The sequence below is a fragment of the Galactobacillus timonensis genome, assembly GCF_900240265.1.
Taxonomy (GTDB): Bacteria; Bacillota_I; Bacilli_A; order Erysipelotrichales; family Erysipelotrichaceae; genus Bulleidia; species Bulleidia timonensis.
This window is the reverse complement of record NZ_LT964739.1, coordinates 1,651,444-1,668,127: the sequence shown is the minus strand read 5'-3', so window position 1 is coordinate 1,668,127 and position 16,684 is coordinate 1,651,444. Positions and strand designations below refer to the sequence as shown.

General features: G+C 52.4%; 18 protein-coding genes. 2 read left to right on the top strand and 16 right to left on the bottom strand.

Going from position 1 to position 16,684, the window contains the following annotated elements; translation table 11 throughout:
* Positions 1-9 precede the first annotated feature (9 nt).
* Genes C1714_RS07920 through C1714_RS07910 form a run of 3 tightly spaced genes read right to left on the bottom strand, consistent with a single transcriptional unit; the run spans position 10 to position 1,299 of the window.
* A complete protein-coding gene (locus C1714_RS07920) occupies positions 10-519 on the bottom strand; it encodes a hypothetical protein (RefSeq protein WP_102342674.1) in 510 nt (169 codons plus the stop codon).
* Positions 516-797: a hypothetical protein gene (locus C1714_RS07915; RefSeq protein ID WP_102342673.1), complete on the bottom strand. Its 282-nt coding sequence runs from the start codon at positions 795-797 to the stop codon at positions 516-518. Before C1714_RS07915 ends, C1714_RS07920 begins: the two co-directional genes overlap by 4 nt.
* A 31-nt stretch (positions 798-828) precedes the next feature.
* On the bottom strand, positions 829-1,299 hold the full coding sequence (locus C1714_RS07910; protein WP_102342672.1) for a YbaK/EbsC family protein: 471 nt from the start codon (positions 1,297-1,299) through the stop codon (positions 829-831).
* A gap of 257 nt (positions 1,300-1,556) precedes the next feature.
* On the opposite strand from C1714_RS07910, the gene C1714_RS07905 reads away from it, so the two are divergent.
* A complete protein-coding gene (locus C1714_RS07905) occupies positions 1,557-2,066 on the top strand; it encodes a hypothetical protein (protein WP_102342671.1) in 510 nt (169 codons plus the stop codon).
* Here the strand turns inward: C1714_RS07905 and feoB are convergent.
* The 8 genes from feoB to rpsP all read right to left on the bottom strand — a co-directional run bounded on the left by feoB (position 2,061) and on the right by rpsP (position 9,016).
* Positions 2,061-4,418 carry a ferrous iron transport protein B gene (feoB, locus tag C1714_RS07900; protein WP_102342670.1) on the bottom strand — a complete coding sequence of 786 codons (2,358 nt, stop codon included), beginning with the start codon at positions 4,416-4,418 and terminating at the stop codon, positions 2,061-2,063. The genes C1714_RS07905 and feoB overlap by 6 nt on opposite strands.
* Before the next feature lie 144 nt (positions 4,419-4,562).
* Entirely contained in the window at positions 4,563-5,042 is a 480-nt protein-coding gene (locus C1714_RS07895) for a flavodoxin (RefSeq protein ID WP_135567919.1), read from the bottom strand.
* Positions 5,018-6,745, bottom strand: coding sequence for a phospho-sugar mutase (locus C1714_RS07890; RefSeq protein WP_102342668.1), 1,728 nt, complete (start codon positions 6,743-6,745; stop codon positions 5,018-5,020). Before C1714_RS07890 ends, C1714_RS07895 begins: the two co-directional genes overlap by 25 nt.
* A 62-nt stretch (positions 6,746-6,807) precedes the next feature.
* Positions 6,808-7,116, bottom strand: coding sequence for a hypothetical protein (locus tag C1714_RS07885; protein WP_102342667.1), 309 nt, complete (start codon positions 7,114-7,116; stop codon positions 6,808-6,810).
* Complete coding sequence (trmD, locus tag C1714_RS07880; RefSeq protein ID WP_102342666.1) at positions 7,116-7,835, bottom strand: tRNA (guanosine(37)-N1)-methyltransferase TrmD; 720 nt, start codon at positions 7,833-7,835, stop codon at positions 7,116-7,118. The genes C1714_RS07885 and trmD overlap by 1 nt, the downstream gene beginning before the upstream one ends.
* Positions 7,832-8,338 carry a ribosome maturation factor RimM gene (gene rimM / locus C1714_RS07875; protein WP_102342665.1) on the bottom strand — a complete coding sequence of 169 codons (507 nt, stop codon included), beginning with the start codon at positions 8,336-8,338 and terminating at the stop codon, positions 7,832-7,834. The genes trmD and rimM overlap by 4 nt, the downstream gene beginning before the upstream one ends.
* Positions 8,339-8,461: 123 nt before the next feature.
* Positions 8,462-8,713: a KH domain-containing protein gene (locus tag C1714_RS07870; RefSeq protein WP_102342664.1), complete on the bottom strand. Its 252-nt coding sequence runs from the start codon at positions 8,711-8,713 to the stop codon at positions 8,462-8,464.
* A gap of 6 nt (positions 8,714-8,719) precedes the next feature.
* Positions 8,720-9,016: a 30S ribosomal protein S16 gene (rpsP, locus tag C1714_RS07865; protein WP_102342663.1), complete on the bottom strand. Its 297-nt coding sequence runs from the start codon at positions 9,014-9,016 to the stop codon at positions 8,720-8,722.
* Between the two features lie 371 nt (positions 9,017-9,387).
* Between rpsP and C1714_RS07860 the strand changes: the two genes are divergently transcribed.
* Positions 9,388-10,671 carry a helix-turn-helix domain-containing protein gene (locus C1714_RS07860; RefSeq protein WP_102342662.1) on the top strand — a complete coding sequence of 428 codons (1,284 nt, stop codon included), beginning with the start codon at positions 9,388-9,390 and terminating at the stop codon, positions 10,669-10,671.
* A 277-nt stretch (positions 10,672-10,948) separates the two neighbouring features.
* Here C1714_RS07860 and C1714_RS07855 read toward each other — a convergent pair whose 3' ends face one another.
* From C1714_RS07855 to C1714_RS07835, 5 genes are all read right to left on the bottom strand, one after another.
* Entirely contained in the window at positions 10,949-11,800 is an 852-nt protein-coding gene (locus tag C1714_RS07855) for an ABC transporter permease (protein ID WP_210115277.1), read from the bottom strand.
* 10 nt (positions 11,801-11,810) lie between these two features.
* Entirely contained in the window at positions 11,811-12,755 is a 945-nt protein-coding gene (locus tag C1714_RS07850) for an ABC transporter permease (protein ID WP_102342660.1), read from the bottom strand.
* Positions 12,748-13,755 (bottom strand): ABC transporter ATP-binding protein, encoded by a 1,008-nt coding sequence (locus C1714_RS07845; RefSeq protein ID WP_102342659.1) that lies wholly within the window; start codon positions 13,753-13,755, stop codon positions 12,748-12,750. Before C1714_RS07845 ends, C1714_RS07850 begins: the two co-directional genes overlap by 8 nt.
* Positions 13,742-14,728: an ABC transporter ATP-binding protein gene (locus C1714_RS07840; RefSeq protein WP_102342658.1), complete on the bottom strand. Its 987-nt coding sequence runs from the start codon at positions 14,726-14,728 to the stop codon at positions 13,742-13,744. Before C1714_RS07840 ends, C1714_RS07845 begins: the two co-directional genes overlap by 14 nt.
* 126 nt (positions 14,729-14,854) lie before the next feature.
* Positions 14,855-16,522, bottom strand: coding sequence for an ABC transporter substrate-binding protein (locus C1714_RS07835; RefSeq protein ID WP_102342657.1), 1,668 nt, complete (start codon positions 16,520-16,522; stop codon positions 14,855-14,857).
* Positions 16,523-16,684 lie beyond the last annotated feature (162 nt).

Genomic DNA, 16,684 nt, shown 5'->3' with positions numbered 1-16,684 from the left:
CAGTATACGCTACGATTTCCCGCAGGAACTGTCATCTTCGTTCTGAAAGCGCCCATCATACACATTCAGCGCCCCTTTCAGCGTCTCAGCCTGCCCACTGCGCAGGATTTTCAGCAGCTCATTGACAAGATGAGGCGCATAATCCGTCACCTCAACAAAGAAAAAATCATCCGCATGTTCCGCGTGCCACCGGTCCGCATCCGCATTTCCCTCTGCAATGATTGCCTGCCGCTTTTTCCTGCCCGCCCGGTAGTAGATCTCATTCGCCACAAGTCCCAGGCCAAACACGTACAGAAACACCCGGTGCGACGCCGCACTTGAAGCCAGTGAAAACAGAAAGCCCGCCACCAGCAGCATTCCGATCATCATCCGGGCCGCCTGATGCCACGCCTCCTGGTTTTCCGCAGTTTCCGCACCCTTGCGTTTGCCCTGCTCAACGGCAAGATCCACCTGCGCCTTCTGCAGAGCAGCCAGCGCATCCTCATAGTTCAGATCCCTGAATACGCGATCCCCGCTCATGCCCGCCTCCTTGCCAAGCAATCATAGGCACCGACAAACTGCTGCGCAAACACCCTGGCCTCCCTCTCATCCCAGTTCCGCCAGTTTCCAAACAGCCGGGCCGCCTCAAAAGCCGCATCGCACTGCTCCAGATCCAGCTTTCCGTCCACATACAGCTCATAAAAGACGCCGGCAAAATGAGCCATCGGCGCCTCCTCCTGTTCCAACCGCACCATCCGCATCAAAGCACGGGCAGCACGATCATCTATCTTTTTATCCCTGATCCGAGGCTTCTTCATGCCTAAAGTCTATCGGATCCCTTCCCTATTCTCAAGCCTGCGGCTCACTTACATCAATCCAGCCCGCCGCATGCGCCAGCTTCTCAAGCTCATCGACCGTCACACCGATCGCACTGTTGATCGAACCACAGGCCGGATACACCTTCTCAAACCGCTTCAAGGACTCATCAAGATAAACGACGCAGTCCGCCGGCAGACCGAACGGACATACACCACCGATCGGATGCGAAGTACGCTCCGCCACTTCGTCTCCTCTTAACATCTTTGCCTTCTTATGAAAAAAGCCCTTGTACTTATGGTTTGATACCTTCACATCGCCAGCCATCGCAATCAATACCGTCTTACCATCCACATCGAAGGCCATCGTCTTGCAGATTTCCTCCGGCTTACAGCCGATATCGACGGCAGCCTCTTCCACAGTTGCGGAAGACTTTTCAAATTCCATGATGCGATCCGAAATCCCCTCTTCTTCAAACTGTTTTCTTACCGATTCCAGTGACATAGTGGACTCATCCTCTATTTCTAACGTTCCTTCGGCAGAACGATTACGGTTATTTAACCGCCGTTGAATACCGATTTCAAGAAACCGTTCTTTCGACGATCTTACATCGTACTTTCACAGTTCTTTCACAAACAAATCCTAATATAAAAGTGTCTTCAGAAAGAAGACAAACAATTCGTTCATTTTTCTTCCTCCTTTGCAGTTTCAAAAAAGAAGACCTTGTGCCAGCAGGGTCTTTTTTTTATACAATTGCTTTCATGAAAGAACATAACCGCACCATCCCGGGATCCATGTATGCCATCCTGGCCATCGTCATTGCCATTGGTCTCTATATCGCCTTTGCGATGCAGGAAACACAATCCACAAGAATCGGCACCTGCAGCGGCAGCTATAACAACATGAGCCGCACATGGACCGTTTCCGGCACACGCACCAAAGTCACAAAGATCGAACTCGTACTTGAAGAAGACGCTGACAGCAATCTTTCCGCCTCCGATCAGGCTCTGTCCATGGCCGGCACGGACATCAGCCTCATCCGCGACAGCAAAGCCGTATCCGTCTCCTTCCATGAAGAAAATGAAAAGATATCCGTGACCATTACCATTGATCCCGAATATCTCACTTCAAACGATTACACCTATCTCAACGCCAACGACCTCGTTGTCATCGGCACCATGGACTGGAACCGCGGCGTCAGCGAAGCCCTTGCCGGCATCGAAAACGACGGAACCGGCACCGGCTGCCAGCTCACGCAGGCAGGATCATAAGATTCCAAACACCGCCAGAATCATCTTTGTCAGAAACGACATCACCCAGGCAATGCCGCACTGAAACAGCACCGTACCCACAGCCCATTTCTTGCCGGCTTCACGGCTGATCGAGCTGATTGCCGCAATGCATGGCGTATACAGCAGACAGAATACCAGCAGCGCAAACGCCGCCCCGCTCGAGAGAACGGCTTCCAGCTGCGCCGTACTTCCAAACAGAACCGCCAGCGTCGAAACAACGCTCTCCTTCGCCAGGAAACCGCTGATCAATGCCGTGCAAATCCGCCAGTCGCCATAGCCCATCGGCCGGAAGACCGGCGCAATCAGACCGGCAATCTTCGCAAGCATGCTCGTGGAATTGTCCGTCACAAACACCAGATCCGTATTGAAGGACTGCAGGAACCACACAACAATCGTACCCACAAAAATGATGCTGAAAGCACGCTGCAGAAAGTCCTTCGTCTTGTCCCACATCAGCATCCCGGTATTCTTCGGCGTCGGCATCCGGTAGTTCGGCAGCTCCATCACAAACGGAACCGCATCCCCCTTGAATGCCGTATTCTTTGAAACAAGCGCCACCAGAATGCCGACCGCAATTCCAATCACATACAGCAGAACCATTACCACCGCCGCATGCGCAGGAAAAAACGCCTCACAGAAATAGGCATAGATCGGCAGCTTCGCACTGCAGCTCATAAACGGCGTCAGAAGAATGGTCATCTTACGATCACGCTCCGACGGCAGGGTACGCGTCGACATGACAGCCGGAACCGTGCAGCCAAAGCCAATGATCATCGGCACAATCGAACGACCGGACAAACCGATCTTGCGCAGCAGCTTGTCCATCACGAAGGCTACCCGCGCCATATAGCCGCTGTCTTCCAGCAAAGACAGAAAGAAGAACAGCGTCACAATGATCGGAATAAAGCTCAGTACCGAACCAACACCCGTAAAAATACCGTCAATGATCAGCGAATGCACCGAAGCCGAAACACCGGCAGAAGTCAAAGCCCCATCGACCAGCACCGTCAATGCCGAAATGCCTTCCGCAATCAGATTCTGAAAAAATGCACCGATCACATGAAACGTCAGATAGAACACCAGCCCCATGATGCCGATGAACGCAGGAATGGCCGTCCACTTCCCCGTCAGAACCTTGTCAATCATGTTCGAACGCTCATGTTCCTTTGACTCATGCGGACGCACCACACAATCCGCACACAGACGTTCAATGAACGTATAGCGCATGTCCGCAATGGCCGCACTGCGATCGAGCTTGCGCTCCTGTTCCATCTGAACGATGATGTGCTCGAGCATTTCCTTTTCGTTTTCATCCAGCTGAAGCGCCTCAAGCACACGCTCATCACCCTCAATGGCCTTTGTCGCCGCAAAGCGCAGCGGCAGCGAAGCACGCGCCGCATGGTCCTCGATCAGACTCATGATGCCGTGCAGAGCACGATGCACCGCGCCACCATGATCCTTCTCGTCGCAGAAATCCTTGCGCAGCGGCGGTTCCTGATAGTGTGCAACATGGATCGCATGGTCCACGAGTTCCTCGATACCTTCATTCTTCGCCGCCGAAATCGCAACGACCGGAATGCCCAGTTCCGCCTCCATGCGGTTGATGTCAATCGAACCGCCGTTGGCACGCACCTCATCCATCATGTTCAAAGCCAGTACCATCGGAACATCCAGCTCCATCAGCTGCATGCTGAGATACAGATTCCGATCAATGTTCGTCGCATCCACAATATTGATGATCGCATCCGGCTTCTCATCCAGAATGAACTGTCGTGACACGATCTCTTCACTCGAATACGGAGAAAGTGAATAAATGCCCGGAAGATCCGTCACCTCCGTATTGGGATGCCCCTTGATGGCGCCGCTCTTACGATCAACGGTGACACCCGGAAAGTTGCCGACATGCTGATTGGATCCCGTCAGAAGATTGAACAGCGTCGTCTTGCCCGAATTCTGATTCCCTGCCAGCGCAAAACGCAGCACATGGTCATCCGGCAGCGGATGTTCATGCTTGGAATCGTGGTAGATGCCCGCTTCCCCATAGCCCGGATGATCAATCTCAACCGCCTGGATCTTCCCCTTCAGGTCATCTTCAACAATACCTGCCGAAGCCGGCCCGATATCGATCTGCGCCGCATCCGAAAGCCGCAGCGTCAGCTCATAGTCATGGATACGCAGCTCCATCGGGTCACCCATCGGTGCCAGCTTGTTCAACGTAACGACAACGCCGGGGATCAGTCCCATGTCCAGAAAGTGCTGCCGAAGCTCCCCTTCCCCGTGTACCGCCAGGATCTTCGCGCTTTCTCCAACCTTCAGTTCTCTCAGGTTCATACTTTTCTCCAAAAACATTGTTAGTCTACCATAACTAACAATATTTGTTCAGAGTCATTTTCCCATTTTGAAACCCCCCGCAAAAAGGCATCAAAAAGGGCTGCCAAAGCAGCCCCGTAACAATCATCAATGATGGCAGAGATCTTACAGCGAAAGTGAGCGAATCCAGGAACCGATCGCAGCCGGATCATTTTCCACGACCGCTACCGGATCCATCTTCAGCAGTGGAAACCGCGAAGACAGAGCCATGGAAATCTCTTCTTCCTTTCCTGCCGCATTCGTAAACGGAATCACATGCGTACCGGCAGGCAGCTGCGAAAGAAAAGTATCAATGACCCGCGGCTCACTCTCCAGCCACAGCGGAAATCCCAGCAGCACCGTATCATACGCACCCGGCATACGAATCAGCTGCGGCCGCGACGATACATCCCCCTGCTCCAGGCAGCTGCGGCTTTTGGGATTATCTGCGTCCAGATCCTCTTCTGTATACGGCATCAGCGGCTGAATCTCAAAGAGATCCGCATCACTGAACATGCCGGCATATTCCGCAATCCTGCGCACCGAAGTGCCAAGATCAAAGTAAGCAGAAAGAACGGCCATTACTTCCGCAGACCATCCGCCCACGCCGCAAGCTTCGCAGTCCTCTCCTTACAGGATTCCATCGTTCCGCCATGCATCAGAATGTAGACCTTGACCTTCGGTTCCGTTCCGGAAGGACGTACCAGCAGCTTGGAGCCATCCTCAAAGTCATATTCCAGAACATTGGAATCCTTCAGCTCCATCGCCTCCGTCAAACCGTCCGCAACATGTGTCAATGTACCGGTCGAATAGTCCTTGCGAACCGCAACCTTCTCACCGGCGATGTCATCCAGCGGATGCTCACGGAGATTCTTCATCAGGTTCGCCATCTTCTCCAGACCGTCAAGACCCGGCATTACCAGGTTCAGCGTCTGCTCGTTGTAGTTTCCGTACTTCTCATACAGAGCCTGCAGCGCCTGGTACAGCGTCATATGCTTGTCCGCATAGTAGGCCGCCATTTCCGTCAGCAGCGTGCATGCGGTAACCGCATCCTTATCACGCACATAGTCACCGACCATGTATCCGTAGGATTCCTCGAAGGACCAGATGACATGCTCATCTGTCGTTGCCTCGAGAATATTCTTCTTTTCCGCCATGAACTTGAAGCCGGTGAACGTGTCATACAGCTTAACGCCGTTGGTTTCCGCAATCTTACGCACAAGATCCGTCGAAACAATCGACTTCAGAGCAACCGGATGCGCCGGCAGGCGGCCGTTGCGCTTCAGAGCACCGATATAGTAATCCAGGAACAGGGAACCGGTCTGGTTGCCTGTCAGAGGCAGCCACTTGCCGTCATTGTCCTTGACCATGACGCCGACACGGTCCGCATCCGGATCCGAGCCGAGAATGAAGTCAGCACCCACACGGTCCGCCAGCTCAACGGCCAGATAGAAGCCTTCCGGGTTCTCCGGGTTCGGGCTCTTGACCGTCGGGAAGTTGCCGTCAATGACCATCTGCTGCGGCTCGCAATACAGATTTTTGACACCGATCCTCCTGAGCATCTCAGGGATCAGCTTATATCCACAGCCGTGGAACGGCGTATAGACAACCTTGAACGTATCGCGAATCTTTTTGACAAGCGCCGAATCCATCTCAACGCCCTGCACTTCCTTCAGGAAGTCTTCATCCGTCTGATAGCCAAGCATCGTGATGCGGCCATCTTTGACCGCCTCATCGAAATCAGCCTTCTTGACGCCGGTGAAGATATCGATCTGCGCCATCTTCGCCGCAACCTTTGCCGCGTGCTGCGGAGGCAGCTGGGCACCATCGCTCCAGTAAACCTTATAGCCATTGTATTCAGCCGGGTTGTGCGAAGCAGTCACGTTAATGCCGGCAATGCAATGATAGTGAAGAACCGCATAGGAAAGTTCAGGCGTCGGACGCAGCGAATCAAACAGACGCACCGGAATGCCGTTGCCTACCAGAACAGAAGCCGCCGCATGCGCAAACTCCTGCGAATGATTGCGGCAGTCATAGTCAACCGCCACACCGCGTGCCGCCGCTTCCGCACCTTCTTCCAGAATCACTTCTGCAAAGGCCTGCGTCGCCCACTCGATGACATGAACGTTCATATTATGCAGACCAACATGCATCGTTCCGCGCAATCCGGCAGTACCGAATTCCAGCGGACCGTAGAAGCGCTCCTCGATTTCCTTCGGATCATTCGCAATGCTGCGGAGCTCCTCTTTTTCCGCCTCGCTCAGAGCCGGGGAAGAGAGCCATTTCTGATACTCATCCTGATACGACATTTATCCTCCTGTAGACCGTAAAAACGGTTGATTATTGCTCCAATAATGATAGCACAGACCCTTTAGTTCTTGTCTGATTCCGGTTCCTTCCAGAGCGTGTCATCGTTGACCATACGGCATAGCGCCGCCCTGAAGGATTCCGCCAGCTTCCTGCCGTTCTTCATCTGAAAGAAACCACGGTAGGTACCGAAAATGATCAGTCCCAGCGCATGTACCAGATCATCCAGCACCGCATCCTTTCCCATCCGGCAGAAGATCTTTTCGCCGCCCTTTTCCGGATCCACGGTGTACTTGATGAAATGCGTACTTTTGACGACTTCCGCTTCTGTCACCGGATGCTTTTCTTCAATCCGGTAAATTCTCTCTGCCATTACTGCCATTCCTCCGGATGCGCAAGGATGTTCTCATCCTCTTTGGAAAGCTGCTGTTTCCTGAGAAGATCCGGCCGCACCGCCGCCGTCTTCAGCAGGGCCTGCGCATGACGCCATGCCGCAATCTTCTGATGGTTGCCAGATACCAGAACATCCGGCACCCTGTCTCCCTGATAATCGGCCGGTTTTGTATACTGCGGATACTCCAGAAGACCGTTCTCAAAGCTTTCCTCCTTCGTCGACTCCTCCCTGATCGCACCATCAAGCAGCCGCGTCACGCTGTCCACGATCACCATCGCCCCGATCTCGCCGCCTGTCAGCACATAGTCGCCGATCGAAATTTCTTCATCCATATGATGCCCGATCCGCGCATCCATTCCCTCATAATGCCCGCAGAGAAGAATAAGATGCTGCTTAGCGGCAAGGACATGCGCTTTGTCCTGCGTATAGGGTGTACCACTCGGCGTCAGGGAGATGCAGTAGCTGTCACTGCCACGCACCGAAGCCAGCGCATCCAGCACCGGCTGACATTTCATCACCATGCCGGCACCGCCTCCAAACGGCGTGTCATCCACATGCTTGTAGGTATCCAGCGCAAAGTCACGGATCTGAACAAAATCAATCGAGACAACGCCGTTTGCCCGTGCGCGTCCGACGATGGAGGACGCAAAGACGCTTTCAAACATTTCAGGAAACAGCGTCAGAATCGTAATTCTCACAGCAGTCCCTCCTCACGATGAATGATGACTGTCCTTTCTTTGCGTTTGATATCGCGCACAAAGAACGGAACATCCGGCACCAGGAAGGTACTTCCATCCGCCTTTTTAATCCGCAGAACCGGCTGGGCCAGCGTCGTCTCAAAGCCTGTCACCGTCCCAAGCTCCTTTCCTTCTTCATCCACTGCTTTCATGCCGATGACATCGTCCGCATAATCTTCGCCTTCCGGCAGTTCGATCCGGTCATTTTTTTCTACATACAGCACACTGCCCCGCCAGTCTTCTACAAGATTGATATCCTGATGACCTTCAAAGCTGACGAGAGGACAGTTCTTATGCATGCGGAAGGTCGCAACCTCCAACGGTACCTTCTTCCCGTCACGCTCCAGGAATATCCGATTCCCCGGTAAATAGCGTTCTTCGTCAAAATCGGACCAGCTGTCGATCTTCACTTCACCTTTCAGGCCATGCGTTGTCGCAATTTTTCCAATGGCGATGTATTCCATGTATATCTCCCAGAAAAAACAGAATCTTCTTCAGCTTCATTTTACAGCAGATGGACACAGAAAAAGCCGGAGAACCTGTGCCCCCCGGCTTTCATGGCTGTAAATGCAGAATTGAATATTTCTTCAGTCGATTTCCTGAAACTTGATCGAAATCCGGCTGCCGTCCGCATGCGAAGCGACCGACATCACCTGACGCAACGAAGAAGCCATCGCTCCCTTGCGACCGATCAGGCGGGCAATATCGCCATTCTTCGCATAAACGCGGAGAACGACTTCATCACTGCCTTCGCGCGTCTCTTTTTCCACCCGCAGACTGTCCTTGTCGTCAACCATCGGCTCGACCAGATTGTAGAGTACCTTGTCCAGTTCTGCCATGGCCGTTTACTTCGCTTCTTTCCTGGCTGCCTTTGCGGCGTGCTTCTCATCGGAGAACTTCTTCATGATGCCCTGATGAGAAAGAATGTTGCGAACCGTATCCGACGGCTGCGCACCGACACGGAGCCACTTCATAGCCAGCTCCTCATTAACGGAAACCGTTGCCGGATCCGTCGTCGGATTCACATAGCCGATCGTCTCGATGACCTTGCCGTCACGAGCATTGCGGGAATCAGCCGCAACGATACGATAACGCGGAGCCTTCTTTGCGCCCATGCGCGTAAGTCTTAATTTAACTGCCATAATTTCCTCCTGAATGTAACAAGGATATTCTAACGTCCCTTACAATCCTGTCAAGCATTTTTGCTTGACAGGACCTGGTTTTCTGTTTTCTCTGAAGTGAAAAGTTAAATTCCACTTCAGGGAGTGCTAAGTAGAAGTATGTCTTTCAGTAACTTCCAGTTGAATTAAATCCTTCATTCTCCCTGTATCATATTCGTAGGGTCGACGGCTTCTTCACGAAAGGAGNTCTCTGAAGTGAAAAGTTAAATTCCACTTCAGGGAGTGCTAAGTAGAAGTATGTCTTTCAGTAACTTCCAGTTGAATTAAATCCTTCATTCTCCCTGTATCATATTCGTAGGGTCGACGGCTTCTTCACGAAAGGAGGTTCCTATATGGAAGCCGCCAATAAACAATCGCATCTTACTTTTGGCGATCGTCAGATCATTCAAAAAGGCATCGAAAATGGATCCAGTAAGAAAACCATGGCTGATCTTCTCGGCAAGGATAAGTCTACAATCGGCAAAGAGATTAAGCTGCACAGGGAGCTTACATACAAGTGCAGGCTTCCTCTTGAATGTGCCTCCTATGCACATTGCAGGTTCAACAGGATCTGCACAATTCAATGCCAGGGCTATGTTCAATTCACCTGTACCAGAAGAGATCGTTCCCCCGGGGCCTGCAACGGGTGCTCGAAATACAGCAGCTGTCGATTTGATAAGTTCAGATATTATGCCGATCATGCGCACTCTGCTTACCGTGATACCCTCGTGGAATCGCGGGCTGGTGTTAACGCCACGGCAAGCACGATACGGGAACTCGGTGAGCTGATCAAGCCCCTGCTTGATAAAGGACAATCCGTTTACGCTATCCTGGAAGCCCATCCGGAGATCGGCCTGAGCGAAAAAACTATTTATACATATATCGAAACCGGTGTGTTTACAGAAGCCGGTATTCCCATCAACTGTCTTGATCTGAAAAAGCAGGTGAGAAGAGTCCCCTCCAAAAAGCGGCAGTTTAAGCCTCGCAAAGATCTTTCCTATACGAAAGGCCGGACCAGTAAGGAATACGACGAATACATGTACGCAAATCCTTATGCCCGGGTTGTACAGATGGATACCGTATATAACGATCCAACCAATGGTCCATTCATTCAAACCTTCAAGTTTCTCCGTTACGATCTGCTGCTCTGCCTGTATCACGAAACGAAAACATCGCTCAATATGCTTGCAGGTATTAATCTTCTTGATGAAATCCTTGGACATGATTTGTTCAACAAGGAAGTTGAAGTTCTTAAGACAGACCGAGGCACAGAATTTACATGCGCCAACCAGGATGAAATCAGATCCGGCGGAACTCGAAGGACAAGGATGTTCTTCTGTGACCCGATGGCTTCATGGCAGAAAGGCTCTCTCGAGAACGTGCACCTGCTTCTTCGGGAAATCTGTTCCAAGGAATGCGATCTGAAAGCGATTGGTGTTATCGATCAGTATGCATGCAATATCATTTCATCAAATATCGATTCTTACCTAAAAGAAAAGCTGAATGGAAAATCATCCTTTCAGCTCCTTGAATTTCTTAGCCCGGCAACGGCAAAGAAATTCTATGAATTTGGGCTTCAAAACATTTCAAATCCAGACGAAGTGATTCTGAAGCCATACGTTCTAAAGATACGATAATTTAGCGAAAGCCGTCGATCCGCCAGTGGATATTACTCTTTCACGACAATGAACTGCTAAAAGTTCACTGGTTTTCAATGCGTCTCTTTAGATCTCTTTACACTTATATTCTGGGGTCAAAAAAGTGGAAATACAAGCAAAAAGCGATGACGCAGAGCCAAATTTTCCTCTGTTCATCGCTTCTGTAAGATTAATTTCCACCGATCTTCTGAAGTGGAATTTAACTTTTCACTTCAGCGTTTTCTGTTTTCTGTTTTCCTGTTTTGTCTTTGTTCCCCTATTGAACCGAAGAAGGATCGACCGCATCGCGGATCCCGTCACCGACAAAATTCGTGCAGATGACCAGCAGAATGATTACGACTCCCGGCGGAACCCACAGCCACGGCAGCGACGTCAGTACAGTCAGTGACTGCGCCCCGTTCAGCATATTGCCAAGCGAAGCCATCGGCGGCTGAATGCCCATGCCAAGAAAGCTCAGGCTCGCCTCATCAAGAATCGAAATCGCCATGACACCCGAAGCGAAGATCAGAATCGGAGCCACGCAGTTCGGGAGAATTTCCTTGAACAGAATGTGCATCCGCGACATTCCTTCAATCTCCGCACTGTGCACAAAATCCTGTTCCTTGAGATTGAGCACGCTGCCCCGCACCAGCCGCGCCACTCCGGGCCAGTCCACAAAGCCGAGAATCAGAATGATCGTCCACATGCCCGGCTGAAAGATCACACCGGCCACCAGAATCAGAAGAATATACGGAAACGACATGATCATGTCCGTAAACCGCATGATCACCTGATCCACGGTGCCGCCGAAATACCCGGCCAGCAAGCCCAGAACAACACCGATGCCCGTCGCAAGCAGTGTAGAAAGAATGCCGACCGTCAGCGACACCTGCGTACCATACAGCAGACGGCTCAGCACATCACGGCCAATCGAATCCGTCCCTAACAGATGGGCAGCACTCGGTCCAGCCGAAAACGCCGCCGGATCAATCGCATTGGGATCATAAGGCGCAATCACCGGCGCCAGCACGGCCAGCACCACCAGAATTCCCAGAATCCACAGCGAAACGTAAGCCGCCTTATGGCGCTTGAAACGCCGCCATACCATCTTCCAGTATCTTTCATGCATGATGCGCACCTCACTGCAGACGGATCGTCGGATCCGCCAGCGCATACAGAATATCCACCACAAGGTTGCTCACAAGAACGACAACTGCCGACAGAAGACACGACCCCATGATCACAGGCACATCCCGGCTCAGCACCGCACTCATCGTCATCAGCCCCAACCCCGGCCACGAGAAGATCTCCTCCACAATGATCGAGCCGCCGAACATCGCCGGAATCTCCATGCCGATGACCGTAATGATCGGAATCAACGCATTGCGCAGACCATGCTTGTAGATGGTAAGAAAATGACCAATGCCCTTGCCTTTGGCCGTACGCATATAGTCCCTGTTCAGAATCTCCAGCATCGAAGAACGAATATAGCGGATGTTGTTGCCGGCTTCGCTCAGCGCAAGCACCAGTACCGGAAGCACCATATACCTTCCCTGAATGCCGCTGCCCGCCGTTCCCAGCTGACGCATCCCGGAACTTGGCAGCCAGCCCAGCCGGATCGAAAACACATAGACCAGCACAAGCGCCAGAAAGAAGCCCGGAACACTTTGACCGAAAAATGCCAGCGAAACAATGACATAGTCACGCTTCGTATGCTGATGAACAGCACTGTAGATACCGAAGAACACCGCAATCGCAAGACTCACCAGCAGCGCCGTACCCATCAATGCCAGGGTCGGGCCAAGGTGTGAGGCGATCATATCCGACACCGCCTCATAGCTCTTGTACGAAATCCCAAGATCTCCATGCAAAACTGCACTCAGCCAGCGGAAATAACGCACAATCACCGGCTGATCCATGCCAAGTTCCTCGGCCTTCAAAGCCAGAGCCGCCGCATTTGCCTTCGGACCCGCCATCATTTTTACCGGATCCCCGGCGAGATTCATCAACCAGTAATCGATCACCGTAATGCCAATCAATGTCACAAGAGCGACAAGAATACGCTTCAGAAGATATTTAGCCATTTTCCTGCCCCTCTTCCACATGGAAACATGCCACCTGATGCCTGCCGCCGGCAGAATCCAGTGCCTCCTTCATCTTCGGACACTCACGATAGCAGCGCTCCGTCGCAAAGGGACATCTTGGCGCAAACGAGCAGCCCGTACCGGTGGCACCGGACAGCGGCACCTCACCGCCCATGTTCGCCTTCAGCAGCGTACGATGATCCGGATCCACCGCCGGAACCGCCGCAATCAGCAGCTGCGTATAGGGATGCAGCGGATGCAGAAACACATCCTCCTCCGCGCCAGCTTCCACAATCTTTCCCAGATACATCACATCGATCTCATCACTGATGTAATGTACCGCGCCAAGACCGTGCGCAATGAAAAGATAACTGACCCCGAGCCGCTCCTGCAGATCCTTCAAGAGATTCAGGATCTGTGCCTGAATCGAAACATCCAGCGCCGATACCGGCTCATCGCAGATCAACACCTTCGGCTCCAGAGCCAGAGCCCTGGCAATCGAAATACGCTGCCGCTGGCCGCCGGAGAATTCCTGCGGATACCGCTCCGACGCATTCTGTGGCAGACCAACCATATCCAGCAGCTCCTGCACCTTCGCATCTGCCTGATCCTTCGTAATGCGATGATGATACAGCAGCGGCTCCACCAGAATGTCATACACACGTCGGCGCGGATTCAGCGAAGCGTAGTTGTCCTGAAAGATCATCTGGATCTCGGTACGGATCGCAGCTTTTTCCGCCTTTGTCATCGTGAACAGATCCTTGCCCCGATAGAAGGCAGACCCTTCACTGGGCGTTTCGATCCCGGCAAGAATGCGCGCCGTCGTCGACTTGCCGCAGCCCGACTCACCGACAAGGCCCACGGTTTCTCCTTCATAAAGATCAAAATCAATACCGTCCACGGCCTTCAGATAGCTCTTCTTTCCGAACAGTTTTGAACTCTCCTGCGGAAAATATTTCTTCAGCCCGCGCACTGAAAGCAGCGGTTTAGTCTCCGTCATGACTGTAAAACTCCTTCGCCCGATAGCACCGTGCAAGATGACCTTTCTCAACTGCGACCATTGCCTGTTTCTGAGCGCACTGCGCGCTGGCAAACGGACAGCGGCTCGCATAGCGGCAGCCCTCAATATGGGTATAATCCTGCGGAACTGTACCCTGAATATTCACAAGACGCCGGTCCTTGCGCGTCGATATTTCCGGCACACTCGCCAGCAGCATCCTTGTATAGGGATGCGAAGGATGATGGAACAGCTCATGAACATCCGCCTCTTCCACGATCTGTCCCGCATACATCACCAGCACCCGGTCCGCCGTCTGGGCAATCAGACCGATATCATGCGTAATCAGGACCATGGCCATCGAAGTTTCCTTCTGAATCCTGCCAAGCATCCCCATGATTTCCGCCTGGATAGTCACATCAAGCGCCGTCGTCGGCTCATCCGCAATCAGCAGCCGCGGATGGCATACCAGCGCCATCGCGATCATCACTCTCTGCCGCATGCCGCCGGAAAGCTCATGGGGATACATACTCAGAATCCGCTCCCCGTCCTCGAGGCCGACATCCTTCAGCACCGCAAGCGCAAGCTCCTTCGCCTGCTTCCGTTCCTTCGTCAGGTGGGCAGCGATCGTTTCCCGCAGCTGCGAACCGATCGTAAACACCGGATCCAGCGACGTCAGCGCATCCTGATACACCATGCACAGATCCTTGCCCCGGATCGCGTCCAGTTTCGAATCGCTCAGTGCCAGCAGATCCTTTCCCTCAAAATGAATCGAGCCATGGGTAATGGCCGCCGAATTGGGCAGCAGTCCCATCACGGCCAGATTCGTCACACTCTTGCCGCAGCCGGACTCACCGACGATGCCCAGAAATTCTGAAGGCATCACTTCAAAGGAGATGTCATCCGTAACGATGCGTTCCCCATAGTCATCGCGAAACCGCACACGCAGTTCGTTTACTTCCAGCAAAGGATCCATACCTAATTCCTCAGTTCTTTTTCTGCAGCTGTCTGAAGCTCTGATCTGAAAGACAGTGCAGAGCCCATTCTAACTCTGCACTGCCCGATCATCATGATATTTGAGATTTTTTCTGAAGAACTGCAATCAGTTCAGTTCCCAGTCCTGAATATTGTTGAAGGCACCGAAGAACGAAGGTGTCGCATTGCTCAGGCGGTCGGAAACCACACCGGCCGAGCCCAAGAAATACAGCGAGAACATCGGAACATTTTCAACCGTAAAGTTCTGCATCTGAATGTAGAGCTGTTTCAGCTGATCCGCATCCGCCGTCTGCGTCGCCTGCAGAATGTCATTGAACTCATCGCTGTAGAAGTCACCGGTCCAGCTGCGTTCCGGCTCATCCGTGTCTTCCTGCGGCCCGTAGACTGCATTTGCCAGACTGTTGACATCGGCATAGTAGTCAATCGGCGTAATCGTGTACTGAACCGAGAACATGTCGTATTTATCCGAACCGGCAATCTGACCGGTCAGCGTATCGAAGTCAACCGTCTGAATCTCAACGTTGATGCCGACCGCAAGCAGATTCTGCTGCGCAATCGTCGCCGCATTGACCAGAACCGAGTCACCGGAATTTACATACCACTCCAGAGTCTCGCCATTGTAATCGCTCTTGGCAAGCAGCGCCTTGGCATCTTCCGGATCATACGGAATCGTCTCCATGGCGCTTGCATCATAGAATGTCGTATCCGCCTGCGGAATCCAGCCATCGCCCCTCTGCCCGTTGTTCGGCAGCAGCGAAGAAACGATCGTATCACGATCAATTGCCTCGACAATCGCCTTGCGCAGATTCACATCCGGAAGGTTGTGGCAGTTGAAGAACGTCATCTCATTGGTGATCGGCTTCGCATAGGTCACAGCGAAGCCATCGAGATTCTCGACCGCATCACGATCCTGATACGGAATATCGCAGATTGCCGGATGAACGAACTGAACATCACCCGTCTGCAGAGCTGCCAGAACCGAGGAACCGTCATAGACCTGCAGGTTGACAGTCTCAATCTTAGGAGCGCCGAGGAAGTAGTTCTCGTTTGCCTTGTAGGTGACATAATGCGCAAGATCCTCTTCCGTTGCCATGTAAGGACCAGAAACGACCGTCGGCGCATTGAACCAGGCGTTGCCCACCAGCTGATCATCCGGAATATCTTCCAGCGCATGCTTCGGAAGAATCAGGATCCAAGTCGCAAGGTTGTTCAGGAATGTCGAAAGAGCCATCGGCCGGTTCAGAACAATGTCCAGATCCTTATCGTCTACCTTGACAAGACCTTCGACACTGTCTGCACCTTCTTCGGAAAGGCCGCTCTCCAGTCCCTTGATCATGGAGAAGTCAAAATGCGTATTGGCAACTGCCGGAGACGTCATCTTCAGAATTGTCCAGATGATATCGTCACTAGTGACAGGTTCGCCATCGGACCAGGCCGCATTGTCTGCCACCTTCACATGGAAGGTCAGATTGTCATCAGTCGTGATCGACTCCACCAGCATCGGAGTAAATTCATAGTTGTCATCCAGCACCGCCAGCGGAAGAAACTCGAGGCTCGTCGCATACATATCAACAAAGTTCCAGTTCATCTGCAGCGGATTCAGCGTCGAAAGCTGGTTTGTCGTCGCAATCGTCAGAATATTGCCAGATCCTGAAGATGCGGCTGCTGCACTCGTCGTGGAGGCGGCGGTGGAAGCAGTGGAAGCCGCGGATCCGCAGCCTGCCAGCATTGCCGCTGCCAGAACAAACGATGCCGTCTTTTTCAATAGCGTCATTTCACAAATCCCCCTTGGATTTACACCTAAAAAATGTATCCGTTCACCTTACAAGAATCAACGCAAATGCATCCGGAATTTTCAAACCACACAGATTTTCAGATCACGATATGAAAAAATATTCAAAAGAAGACCGTCAGAAATGCTGCACTGCCACTGCTT